Origin of the sequence: Francisella philomiragia, from assembly GCF_018135955.1 — a bacterium.
Taxonomy (GTDB): domain Bacteria; phylum Pseudomonadota; class Gammaproteobacteria; order Francisellales; family Francisellaceae; genus Francisella; species Francisella philomiragia.
In genome coordinates this window covers 481823-494974 of the sequence record NZ_CP063138.1, presented here as the reverse complement: position 1 = coordinate 494974, position 13152 = coordinate 481823, and the positions used below count along the sequence as shown (strand labels likewise).

Sequence of the window (13152 nt, the reverse complement as noted above, 5' to 3'; positions counted from 1 at the left end):
GACCTACATTATTTTACGCGCATACAAAAAACTTGTTATAGTTTTTTTAATCATAGCAAGCTTAGATTTAATAAATCCTTTATCCTTTTTTCTAACGTAGCTAACTTCATAAACAGAATAATGATTATCAAGAAACTCAATTAAATAATCATCATAAGTTCTAATTTCATCAACTAGACCTAACTCTAAAGCATCTTTACCAAACCAATATTCTCCAGTAGCTACTTTATGCATATCTAAATTTGGACGATATGCCAAAATATGCTTTTTGAATAACTCGTGAATATTTTCTAAATCTTGCTTGAACTTTTTACGCCCTTCCTCTGTATTCTCACCAACAGTTGTCAATGTACGCTTAAACTCACCTGAAGTGTGCATTTCAACATTGATACCATTTTTTTCAAGAAGCTCTCTGATATTCGGAACTGTACCAACAACTCCAATTGAACCTACTATAGCAAAAGGTGCAGCAATAATCTTATTAGCAACCGCTGACATCATATAGCCACCACTAGCAGCAACTTGGTCAATACAAACTGTCAAGGTTATTCCTGCTTGTCTAATACGCTCTAACTGAGCTGCCGCAAAGCCATAACCATTAACAACACCACCTGGACTATCTATTCTAACCACCACTTCATCGTCTGCCACAGCTACAGCTAGAATTGCTGTTACTTCGTTGCGTAAATCTTCAACTTGAGATGCGTGAATATCTCCTTTAAAATTAATAATAAACTTTCTTTGCTTAGGTTTTTCTTGTTTATCAATTTTTTTCTGTTCTTTGACAAACTTTTTATATTCCTTTTTATCTAACAAAGTTTCTAAAATTTGCTCTTTAGTAGATTTATACTCATCGCCTATTTTATTTATTTCAAGTTTTCCTGCTGCTAATTTTGTAACTTCTTGTTTAGCTTTAGCAAGTAAGGAGAAAAAGCTCCCTACAACAAAAACAATAGCTATTACAACCAAGGCTGTACTCAAAGCAAAAAATACAAAATCTATAAAACCTTGATACCACATAGTTATTTTATCCTATCGATGAGCTCTTAAAGTCTTTAACAAAGACTCTCCAGCACCACCTTTTAAATTAGCTTTTTTAACAGAATCTCTTGCAAACACGCGTTTCTTATAATTGAAAATTGATCCATACTCTTCATCAATTACAAAGCCTTCTGCTTCTAAACAAATGATTAAAGCAGCTATATAACAATCAGCTAAAGTAAAGCCTGAAGATATAAAATAATCAGAATCTGAAAAAGCTTTTTCCATAGCTAATAAGCTTTCTCTAAGATCTTTAAAAATTGCTTTTAGCTTGGTTTTATTCTCTCTATTTTTTCTGATCTCATCAAGTACTGGATACCACTCATTATCAATCTTATCCAAAGAAAGACGTATCTTAATACGATCATTAACAACACTTGGTAGTAAACTTGGCGCTGGAAAGCGCTCATCAATATATATCAATAATGCTTTTCTATTATTTATACTATAGTCCTTTTCCATAAGAACAGGAAAAATACCGTTAGGAGAGATTTTTTTAACAACATTTGGCTCTAAATCTCCTGCTTCAACAACATCCATTGCCATTTTCTTTTCTAACAGAGCAATTCTTGCTCTCAAAGAATATGGACAATATTTTGTAGTATATAATGTAACTTTCATCAAATATGCCTTTTTATGGATTAAAACAATTAGTCTTGTTTGCTATAATTGTCAGATAATAAAAAACTAGTATCAAATTTTACCATATTTGTGGATAACTACAACATAGACAAGCAAGGCTTTTTATTAGACTTTAACAGTTGGGATATTGGCTTTTGTAATAAAGTTGCTAATGATGAGAAAATCTCGTTAACAGATGAGCATATGTTAGTCATCAATTTTTTACGCGATTTTTATCAACAAAACAAAAAATCTCCAGCGATTCGAGAACTTGTAAAAGCTTTAAGAGAAAAGTATGGCGAGAAAATAGGTAATAGTTTATATCTACAAATACTCTTCCCAGTTTCACCTGCAGTACAAGCTGCAAAATTAGCTGGACTTCCAAAACCAAAAAGGTGTATTTAAAATATTCAATAGGAGCGAATAATGACAAAAGTTTTATGTAAAAAATACAATGAAGAATTAGATGCTATACCATTTCAACCACTACCTGGTGAACTTGGTAAAAAAATTCATTCAGAAATTTCTAATAAAGCATGGCAAGCTTGGTTAGCTCATCAAACAATTTTGATCAACGAATATCGTTTAAATCTGATAGAACCAAAAGCTAAAGAATTTCTTAAAGAAGAAATGCAGAAGTTTTTATTTGAAAACAAAGAAGATAAACCAGAACAGTTTAACGAAATTTAAAATATCCAGCTAAAGTTCATTAATATCTACTTGCGATTTATCTTTTTTAAGGTTAAATTTGCACACAATCTAAGCTTCATACCATCCATTGAAAGTGAGAAATTTAAGAAATAAATATTTTTTTGATATTTTAATATTACTAACTATATATATCATTTATTTTTTCTTATTTTTAGGATCACGTCATCTAAGCATCCCTGATGAAGGACGTTATCCAGAAATTGCAAGAGAGATGCTAACATCTGGAAACTGGGTTACCCCTACAATCAACGGTGTACCCTTCTTAGATAAACCTCCCCTGTATTATTGGCTTGAAGCAACTTCAATGCACTTTTTTGGAGTCAATGCTTGGGCAATTAGATTACCTCAAGCAATATTTGGTATACTCGGCTGTGTATCAATATATATTTTTGGACGATACTTCTATTCACGATTTGCAGGAGTTCTTGCAAGTTTCATACTAGCAACGAATGTACTTTATTTTTTCGAAGCTCACTATGCAAATATGGATCTGATTGTTGCTAACCTTCTATGGATTGCTTTTTTCCTATGTTTGGTTAGTTTAAAACGTTCAAGCACAAAGAGTAAAAGAATACTTATGTATGTCGCATACTTTGTATCTGCTTTAGCTTTTCTTACCAAAGGACTAATCGCGATTGTTTTTCCATGTATGACTGTTTTCGTATGGATGCTTATTACTAATAATTGGCATAGACTAAAAGAGCTATATATACCAACAGGCATAATATTATTTGTTCTAGTCGTTTCTCCATGGTTAATACTAGCACAAAAACAAAACCCTGATTTTTTATATTTCTTTTTTTATTTTCAACAGTTTTATCGTTTTGTAGGACAAGGTTTCAATAATGCCATAGGCCCATGGTTCTATTTTGTAATTCTTTTGGCGGTATTTTTACCATTCAGTATGTTACTCATCAATAGATTACCTAAAGGATTTAAAAACATTTGGCAAAATCGAAAATCTGATTATATAGGATTTTTGATAACTCTTTGGTGCATACTTATTCTTATTTTTTTCAGTATACCAAGCTCAAAAATTGTAAGTTATATTATGCCGATATTCGCTCCGTTATCACTTTTGATGGCTTTATCGTTTGAGAAAATCATAAAGATTAAAGATAATTTATCTACATTTAAAAAAATGCATTTAATTACGAGCATTCTGTTTTTTATTGTAGCAATTGCTGTTGTAATATTCTCTCAAATTCAGCAAAGCATCTTAGATACTCAAGCACCTTTAGTTTATATAGCTTTAGTAGTAATACTAGCTTTGGCTTTAGCATACAGTTTTAGACTCTCATTAAAAAATAATATCAAACAAGCAATTATTTTTATAGTTTCTGTGATGATGCTCTTAAATGTGCTCGGACAAATCATAATACCTTTTTATGATATAAGAACATCTCAACCACTTGTAGAAAAAATACTCAATAACTCTAGTCCTGATACCACCTTTGTCTATTACAATAGGGCTCAACCAAAACACTTTATACTCGAGGATGAACTTAAACAAAAAGGCTACGAGGAAGATCTACCAATATTGTTAAATAAAAATATTTATATAGTTTATAACTGGAAAACTTATAAACCTGAAATTGACAATTGGGCAAGAGAGTTCCATTATGGCATAAAACAATACCAGGATTCTCATAACGGTAAATGGCCAGAATATCTAATAACTTATACACAGTTTGATAAACTACTAAAGACAAATGATAATATGATAATTTTCATGCGTGAGAATCAATTAAGCGAATTGCAACAAAAATATCCTAAAATTGATTTTAAGATAGAAGCAACTTATAGAAAAAATATAGTTGTCAGTGTAATTAAAAAATAAGTATAAGAAAATCCTACAATATAACTAAAGATTTCTACTCTCATCTTCATCAATAATATAACGTGGACGCTTTTTTGCTTCTTCAAATATCCGACTAATATATTCACCTAAAACTCCTAATGATATAAGTTGTACGCCACTAAAGAACATTATACTAACTACTATAGTTGGCCAACCACTTACATCACCACCGAAGAATAAGCTTCCCATAAAAATATAAAATCCATAAGCTAAAGCAACTATAGAAACCAATACACCAAATATAGATATAAGTCTTAATGGCACTGATGAAAATGAAAATATACCTGTAAATGCTAGCTTAAAAAGCTTACGATAGCCCCAACGGCTAGCTGTACCATCTTGCCTATCCGCAACATCAAAAGGAACAGGATATTCTTTAAAGCCTATCCATGCAAATAGCCCTCTAATAAATCTTCCATTTTCTGGTAAAGAATTAAACGCTTTTATGCACTGCTTATCTAATAACCTAAAATATCCAGCGTTTGCAGGAATCTTGACCCCCATTAGCTCATTACTAACTTTAAAAAAAGTTTCTGATAGAAAGCTTCTAGTTGCACTTTGATCTGTACGATTTCTAACTCCATATACATTAGAAAATCCCTCACACCATTTCTCATAAAACTGGTCAATAACTTCTATAGGATGCTGGAAGTCACAGTCCATAATAATCGCAGCATCTGCATTTTTAGATGCCTCTAAACCTGCGGTGATAGCTGCCTCTTGTCCAAAATTCCTTGAAAAACTTATAAATTTGATATTTATCTGCCCAACTAAAGATTGAATTATTTCAACAGAACCATCTGAACTTCCATCATTTATAACCACTATCTTATAATTAGGAGTAATCTGTAAAAGCTTATCAGCTAGTGATCTAAGAAAAGACTCAATCAAAACCTCTTCATTATATACAGGTATAACTGCATAAATATTTGGATCTTTTATATTTCTAACGTTAGTCATCAAATAAAAATATTAGCCTCAACTAATGCTATTATAGCCATGTCAGTATAAAATGAGTAGCAGCAAAAAATATTTTTCTAAAACAAAGTAAGTTGTATATATGTCTAAAAAAATTATAATTTGTGCCGATGATTTCGGTATGAGTCAAAACATAAATAATGCTATTGTTGAACTTTTGAAAAAAAATATTATAAATGCCACTAGTTGCATGACTAATATGCCCGAATTTAAACAAGGTATCTCAGAGCTAAAGAGAATATACAATAATTCTATCAATGTAGGTATTCACTTAAATTTAACGGAAGGAACTCCTTTTACAGAAGCTAAATCATTAGTAAGTAATGACTCTTTTATACCCTTATCAAAACTTCTTATAAAATCACAACTAAGATTTATAAAATATAAAGATGTCTATAATGAATTAAAATATCAGATAAAATACTTCATAGATAACTGGGGAAACTTGCCTGATTTTATTGATGGTCATCAACACGTGCATCATTTCCCAATTATTAGAAAAGCTCTAGTAAGCCTCTATAAAGAATTCAATATGTATAATAAACAAACTTATATTCGCTCAACTTATAATATGTCCAAACCTGACTTTAAATCTAAAGTTATATACTATAGCGGTGCAAAAAAGCTCAATAAAATGCTAGTAGCTAACAATCTCAAGCATAACACAAGTTTTGCTGGAGTATATTCATTAGAAAGTAGCGCAGAAGATTTCCAAAAAGTTATAAATTACGCCTACAAAAATATACAAGATGGTGGAATAATAATGTGCCACCCAGCCAAAGCTATTGATAAAAATGATCCTATTGGTAAATCACGTCTCAGAGAATATGAATACTTCAAATCCGACCAAGCACTCGATGATCAAAAAAATAACAATATTGTCTTATAGTTAGAGCTATTTTTTTACTTTTTTATAGATATATTTAGGATTAATGGTATCTGCTAAAAGCTTATTTTCAAAGTCAATCCTCACTAGAATACCAAGAGTAAAACACATAATAAGCAAACTACTACCACCATAGCTTATAAGTGGTAAAGTAAGACCCTTTGTTGGCAACAAACCAGTATTAACGCCAATATTAACAAAAACCTGAAAGCCAATCCAAAAACTTATCCCATAAGATAGAAATGCTTGATAATATCTTTTTAGTTCAAAAGCTGCTTTTGCAATATTCATAGCTCTAAATACTATAAACAAATATACAACCAGTAATACCATCAGACCAACAACACCTATCTCTTCGGCAATTACAGAAGTGATAAAATCAGTATGAGCCTCAGGCAAAAAGAACTGTTTCTGAACTCCATTGCCTAAACCATCACCAAACCAACCTCCTCGACCAAAACCTATAAGAGCCTGAACAAGCTGATAGCCAGAACCATTAGCATTTTCCCATGGATGAAGGAATCCCGTAATTCTGTGCATACGATATGGTGAAATAATCACAAGCATAGTCGCCATAATGAGCATAGCACCAATAAGTAGACCGTACCAACGCACCTTATTACCAGATACAAATAACATCCCCATTACACATATTGAGATAACAACTGTTGAACCAAAATCAGGTTGCATAAGCAATAAAACTGCAACACAACCTAATAGTGTAATAGGCGTAAGAATACCCTCTTTAAAATTAGCCATTTTGGGTAGATTTTCAGCAATATATCCAGAAAAAAAGATAATTGCTAAAAGTTTAGCTAACTCTGCAACTTGAATATTGATAATAATTAAAGGTATCCAACGTCTAGCTCCATTTACGCTTTTTCCAACACCTGGAACTAATACTGCCACAAGCACTATAAGCATTACAAAGAAAAAAACATTATAATTTTTCTCATAATTTTTAGTCGGTACTAACAACGCCAATAAAAAAAGGAACACTGCAATAACTGCAAAAAAACCCTGTCTAATAGAATAAAAATATGGGTTATTATAATCATCTAATGCAACAATCATCGACGCAGATGTAACCATAACCCAGCCAAAAGTAAGTAGCCCTAGCATTACAAAAACTATAGAGATATCTATTTCCAACTTCGCTCTTACACGTTCTTTTTTTGTATTTTGACCACTTAATAAAAGCTTTAATCTATATAGCACTCTACTTTCCCAATTTTTATTTTAACTCAGCAACAAGTTTCTCAAATACCTCACCTCGCTCAGCATAACCACTGAACTCATCAAAGCTTGCACATGCTGGTGATAATAATACAATCTCACTATCTTGAGCCTTTTGACTAGCTAATCTAAATGCGTCTTTCATATCATTACAAATCTGATACTGGCACAGATCTTTGATGTAATTCTCTATATATTCTTTATCTTGACCATATAAATAAACGTACTTAACATACTTAGCCAATGATTTACTCATTAAACTAAAATCACCACCTTTAGCAACTCCACCGAGTAATAATATAATATTCTTTGAACTAGTTATACTATTTAGTGCAGCTATAGTAGCCCCAACATTCGTACCTTTTGAGTCATTGATATAAGTAACACCAGCTATGTTTTTTACAATTTCACAACGATGCTTCAAGCCTTTAAATTTTTTAATTGCAGCTACAGCTTTAGAAATATCAATACCGAATCTATCAAAGATATTCAAAACAACAATAATGTTTTCCAGATTGTGTTCGCCAAAAAGATTTGTTTCAGTAATATCTAATAATTTAGTTGTATCTTTATAGATTGAACCTCTTACTATCTGATATTCCCCAGCATATTTAATGCCTGTATTATGTACATCATAAACGAAAAAATCTTTACTAAATTTTGCTAAATTTAGCTTCGACTGCTTATATTCTTCATAATTTTTATATCTATCTAAATGATCAGGAGATACATTAACTACACATCCTAAATCAAACTCAACACTGTTAAATAAATCTATTTGAAAGCTTGATACTTCAACAACACAATAATCAAATTTCTCGCCAATTTTATTTAACGGTGGTGTACCAATATTACCTACAAGAATACTCTTATAACCCAGATCTCTTAAAACAAAATCAAGCATCGTTACTATAGTACTTTTTCCATTTGATCCTGTAACGGCTATCATTTTTGCCTTAGTGTTTCTAATTGATTGATAAAACAAATCAATATCACTAACTATTTTTTGTTTAAATTTAGATAAAACTCGATACGGCGACTTATTAAGAGGAATGCCTGGGCTTACAGTTATTAGATCATATTGCTCTAAATCACAATTTATAAAATCATCATCACTCTGCGAAATATCTACTGAAAGATCAATAAAATTAGCTAAAAAATCACAAACAGACTTGCCTGTAGAGCCATAACCAACCATAAGTAGCTTAGAAATTTTTTTATTATCAAAATAAAAACTAAACATTATCTAACCTTAATAGCTACTAAACCGATTAAGAAAAGTATTAAAGAGACTATCCAAAAACGTATCACAACTTTTGTCTCAGGCCACCCCATTAATTCAAAATGATGGTGAATAGGAGCCATTTTAAAAATTCTCTTGCCATTTCTAAGCTTGTATGATCCTACTTGTAGCATCACAGATAAAGCTTCTACAACAAATAATAAACCCATAATAAAAAAGATTAGCTCTTGGCGGATCATTACTGCAATCACACCTAGCACAGCACCTAACGTCAATGAGCCTACATCTCCCATGAAAACTTCTGCAGGATGAGAGTTAAACCATAAAAATGCCAAACCTGATCCACATAAAGCTGCACAAAAAACTGCCACCTCAGCAAGACCTTGATTATTTATATATGGAAATAATAGATAATTAGCTAACATACTATTTGTTTCAATATAAGCATAAATACCTAATCCCGCAGCAACAAGGACAACAGGAACTATAGCCAAACCATCCAACCCATCAGTTAAATTAACAGCATTACTACTTCCATTAATAATGAAAAATGTCAAAACTACAAACAGGAAAATTCCCATAGGAATATGTAAATTTTTAGTAAATGGTATCGAAAGGTTCATCTGACCATTTTTAGACAAAAGGTAGAACAGAACTATAGCTAATATAATTGAAAAAATAGACTGTAAAGCAAATTTGTGCTTAGCTCTTAAACCCTTAGGATGCTTAAGAACTAGCTTCAAATAGTCATCAAAAAAGCCAATTGCTCCAAAGAAGATAACTACCAAAATTAAAATCCATAGATATATACTAGATAAATTTCCCCAAAGCAAAGCAGAAATAATAACTGAAGAAAGGATCAATACCCCTCCCATAGTTGGAGTATTTCTCTTAGAAAAATGGCTTTGTGGTCCATCATCTCTTACAACTTGACCAATCTGCATTTTCTGCAACCATCTAATCATTGGTCTACCAAGAAAAAGAGTTATCAATAATGAAGTTATAGAAATCATTATAATTCTTACAGATACATAACTACTAAAAACCTCTAGACCTTTATAGTAATGACTTAACCAATTAAAAAGATAAATTAACATATAATAAAAAATTTCAGTGTATTGGCGCTATTATAATGGATATATTATATTTTTTATAGAGAGAAAATTAGTATCTATATACTTGGTTCAAATTTCTTATATTTAACAGCGAAATCATCTTCTTCAAACTGTTCGTAATTTTTAATAAAACTTTTAATTAAAGACTTATACTGTTTTTTGTATGCAGATTCATCTTCCCATAAATTTTTCAGATGTATAACCTCATCATTATCATAAATAGAAGTCAAAGCTTTAAAGTTAAAATATTTTTGACGTTCAAATTTGAAATTGACATTTTCTGGCTCTGTCAACAAGTAGTTAACAATCATCTTTGTTTCTTCAACAGGCACCCGTCTACCAGTTTTATAGTCACCATCAATCCAGCCAACATTAACCATATATATTTTAGCATCACTATGCTTCAAACGTTGACGCAGAATACTAGCATAACGAGTTGGTTTAAGTAATAAAAATGGTTGAGCATAACAGCATGAAAACTCTGGTTTAGGCTCAGTAACCCCTGCTTCAATTCCTGTGGATGTACATGTATAACCTGATAAGAAATAATAAATTGCTTGACCTTTACTCAGTTTAGCTACTCGAGGTAAAACTCCTTTAGCATCTTTTACAAGAAAGATTATTTTACTTGGATCATTTGTATTTACAATATTATCAAAATTTTCTCTTGGGAAGGTTACATATGTATTACTTTGTGATTTTGATTTTTCTCCAAAAATAATATTTTTATTTTCATCAAAGTTAGGATTCTCAATTAACAGATTGCCTTGAAGCGCTTTTTTTATACGTCTATCATTTTTCTTAAAACTTGCTGATTTGATAGTTAAGCCCGACTCTAAGCTATACACACCTCGTGTCTCTGTCCAGGCCACAGCTTCATTAGCAACCAGGCTTTTGTTATTGTCTAATGCCAAAGTCGTTTTACCACTGCCTGATAATCCAAAAAACATAGAACTATTAGCTTCATCATCAACACTAACAGCACAATAAAAAACACCTATGTTATTCAATGATAGGTAATAACTCATAACAGATAACAATACTTTATTAATCTCAGCCAAATATAATGTCCCTACTAATAGGCTTTCACGCTGTTTTAGATTTGTAGCTATTATTTTTGATGAGTTTAGACCTATTTCAACATAGTCATCAATCTCAGTTTCTGGAGAGTGCATAATCACCCACTGCGGTTCAAACTCTTCTGACTGTTTTTGATTAGGCGCAATTGATATCAACTTAAAAAAATATGCTGCCGATGCCTGGGTTGTTATCAAGCGAACTGCAATTGAATTCTTTTCATCATGATTATAAAAACCATCGATTACGAAAATATCTTTCGTTGATGCATCCTGATGAAATTTTTGCTTAATTACTTTCCAATGCTTTCTTTTTAATCTTTTATTATCTGACCCATCTTCATGCCACCAAATATTTTTCTTAGCATATTTAGTCTCGACGATATATTTATCATCAGGAAGTCTTCCTTTGATATCACCACTATCAACAACTAAGGTTTTTCCTTCGCAACCAACAAAACCAGTATTGCTCTTGGCATGTTGAGCCAGCTCTTCTAGAGATAAATTTCGATGCACTTCTTTGATTGTATATAAATATTTGTTATCGTCTATGGTTGAAGGATCCATAATGAAAGTTCCTATGTTGCGAAGCATTTAGATTTTAACTGCAAATTATATCCAGTATATACTTTTTTTTCAAAAAAATATGTTATTGTTTTTGTAATAAAGTAAACTATTATCTAAATATATTAAGTAAATGATTTCTTCAACAAAATGAGTAGTGAAACTAAAGCAAATAAAACTAATTTTATTAAAAATATAATCAAAAAAGATATTGGAACAAAAAAAGTTTCTAGTGTTCTAACACGTTTCCCTCCAGAACCAAATGGTTATCTACATATTGGACATGCTAAATCAATATGTCTAAATTTTGGTATAGCTGAAGAGTTTGGTGGTAAATGCAACTTACGTTTTGATGATACAAACCCTGACAAGGAAGATATCGAATACATCAATGCAATAAGAGAAGATGTCGAATGGTTGGGTTTTAGATGGGAAAATGAGCCTCACTTTGCTTCAGAATACTTTGATAAGATGTATGAATTAGCAATACTGCTCATAAAAAAAGGTAAGGCATATGTTTGTGATTTATCAGCAGAAGAAGTACGTGGATATCGCGGCACACTAAAAGAACCCGGTAAAGATAGTCCATATAGAGAACGTAGTGTAGACGAAAATCTTAAGCTTTTTGAAGCAATGAAAAATGGTGAGTTTGCTGAAGGAAGTAAAACATTACGTGCTAAGATAGATATGGCTTCTGGCAATATTAACCTCAGAGATCCGGCTTTATATAGAATAAAGTTTTCACACCATCCAAAAACTGGAAATAAATGGTGCATATATCCAATGTATGCATTTGCACATCCATTAGAGGATGCTATAGAAACTATTACTCACTCACTATGTACATTAGAGTTTCAAGATCAAAGACCTTTCTATGACTGGGTTATCGAAGAAACTGAATTTCAACAAAAGCCTCAACAAATTGAATTTTCAAGGCTAAATTTGAATTACACTATAACTAGTAAGAGGAAATTGAAATACCTAGTCGATAATAACCTCGTAAGTGGCTGGGATGATCCACGTATGCCAACAATCAAAGGTTTCAGACGTAGAGGCTACACTCCTGAGTCTATTCGCAACTTCTGTGACATGATAGGAATATCCAAACAAGATTCAATCATTGATATCTCTGTTTTAGAAGAGACTATTAGAAATGATCTAAACAAAAATGCCCTAAGAAAAAATGCTGTTTTAGATCCTATCAAAGTTACTATAGATAATATGCCCGTACATGAATTAAATGTACCAAACCATCCCCAAGACTCTGAGTTTGGTCGCCGAGATATAACAATATCTTCTGATATTTACATTGAAAGAGATGACTTCGTCTTTGACTTAGAAAAAGATATGAAAAAACTCAGTCCTAGTGGGAGAGTAAGGCTTTTAAATGCTTATGTAATTGAGTGTAAAGAAGTTATTACTAATAATGATGGTGAAATTATAGAACTAATATGTTCTTATTTACCTGAAACATTAGGCGGTAAGAAACCTAATGATGGTATAAAACCTAATGGTATCATACACTGGGTTGATGCTAATAACTGTATTGACGCTGAAGTAAGAGTATATGACAGGCTATTTAATCACGAGAACCCTGCAAGCTTTGATGATGTTGAAGATGTACTAAACCCAGACTCTTTACAGATTATTAAAAATGCTAAAGTAGAGAAATCTCTAGAAAATATAACCCCTGAACAACACTTTCAATTTAATAGAATTGGTTACTTTATATCTGATTTAAAAGACTGCACTAATGAAAATTTAGTATTTAACAGAACTGTCACTCTTAGAAATACTTGGGAAGCTAAATAGCTGGTATT

The 13152-nt window shown here is 31.6% G+C and carries 12 protein-coding genes; 5 read left to right on the top strand and 7 right to left on the bottom strand.

Features of this window, described 5'->3' with window-relative positions; translation table 11 throughout:
- Positions 1-3 precede the first annotated feature (3 nt).
- Both sohB and sspA read right to left on the bottom strand, forming a co-directional pair.
- Entirely contained in the window at positions 4-1020 is a 1017-nt protein-coding gene (gene sohB, locus IMS64_RS02450; RefSeq protein ID WP_200166055.1) for a protease SohB, read from the bottom strand.
- 12 nt (positions 1021-1032) lie between these two features.
- Entirely contained in the window at positions 1033-1662 is a 630-nt protein-coding gene (gene sspA, locus IMS64_RS02445) for a transcriptional regulator SspA (protein WP_004288192.1), read from the bottom strand.
- Positions 1663-1752: 90 nt separating this feature from the next.
- Here sspA and IMS64_RS02440 point away from each other — a divergent pair, with 90 nt between their 5' ends.
- From IMS64_RS02440 to IMS64_RS02430, 3 genes are all read left to right on the top strand, one after another.
- A complete protein-coding gene (locus tag IMS64_RS02440; RefSeq protein WP_042519294.1) occupies positions 1753-2067 on the top strand; it encodes a TusE/DsrC/DsvC family sulfur relay protein in 315 nt (104 codons plus the stop codon).
- 21 nt (positions 2068-2088) lie between these two features.
- Positions 2089-2352, top strand: a complete 264-nt coding sequence (locus IMS64_RS02435) for an oxidative damage protection protein (protein WP_012279794.1) — start codon at positions 2089-2091, stop codon at positions 2350-2352.
- Between the two features lie 94 nt (positions 2353-2446).
- Positions 2447-4213, top strand: a complete 1767-nt coding sequence (locus IMS64_RS02430) for an ArnT family glycosyltransferase (RefSeq protein WP_211490795.1) — start codon at positions 2447-2449, stop codon at positions 4211-4213.
- A gap of 24 nt (positions 4214-4237) precedes the next feature.
- On the opposite strand, the gene IMS64_RS02425 is transcribed toward IMS64_RS02430, so the two are convergent.
- On the bottom strand, positions 4238-5194 hold the full coding sequence (locus IMS64_RS02425; RefSeq protein ID WP_211490794.1) for a glycosyltransferase family 2 protein: 957 nt from the start codon (positions 5192-5194) through the stop codon (positions 4238-4240).
- A 100-nt stretch (positions 5195-5294) separates the two neighbouring features.
- Here IMS64_RS02425 and IMS64_RS02420 point away from each other — a divergent pair, with 100 nt between their 5' ends.
- Positions 5295-6101, top strand: a complete 807-nt coding sequence (locus tag IMS64_RS02420; RefSeq protein ID WP_211490793.1) for a ChbG/HpnK family deacetylase — start codon at positions 5295-5297, stop codon at positions 6099-6101.
- A 6-nt stretch (positions 6102-6107) separates the two neighbouring features.
- Here the strand turns inward: IMS64_RS02420 and ftsW are convergent, their stop codons facing one another.
- The 4 genes from ftsW to IMS64_RS02400 form a co-directional block, all read right to left on the bottom strand.
- A complete protein-coding gene (gene ftsW / locus IMS64_RS02415; protein ID WP_004288198.1) occupies positions 6108-7316 on the bottom strand; it encodes a putative lipid II flippase FtsW in 1209 nt (402 codons plus the stop codon).
- A 16-nt stretch (positions 7317-7332) separates the two neighbouring features.
- Positions 7333-8577, bottom strand: coding sequence for a UDP-N-acetylmuramoyl-L-alanine--D-glutamate ligase (gene murD / locus IMS64_RS02410; protein WP_211490792.1), 1245 nt, complete (start codon positions 8575-8577; stop codon positions 7333-7335).
- Entirely contained in the window at positions 8577-9674 is a 1098-nt protein-coding gene (gene mraY / locus IMS64_RS02405) for a phospho-N-acetylmuramoyl-pentapeptide-transferase (RefSeq protein ID WP_004288200.1), read from the bottom strand. Before mraY ends, murD begins: the two co-directional genes overlap by 1 nt.
- A 74-nt stretch (positions 9675-9748) precedes the next feature.
- Positions 9749-11335, bottom strand: a complete 1587-nt coding sequence (locus IMS64_RS02400) for a phosphoenolpyruvate carboxykinase (ATP) (protein ID WP_004288201.1) — start codon at positions 11333-11335, stop codon at positions 9749-9751.
- A gap of 147 nt (positions 11336-11482) precedes the next feature.
- Between IMS64_RS02400 and IMS64_RS02395 the strand changes: the two genes are divergently transcribed.
- Positions 11483-13144, top strand: a complete 1662-nt coding sequence (locus tag IMS64_RS02395; RefSeq protein ID WP_211490791.1) for a glutamine--tRNA ligase/YqeY domain fusion protein — start codon at positions 11483-11485, stop codon at positions 13142-13144.
- Positions 13145-13152: the final 8 nt, after the last annotated feature.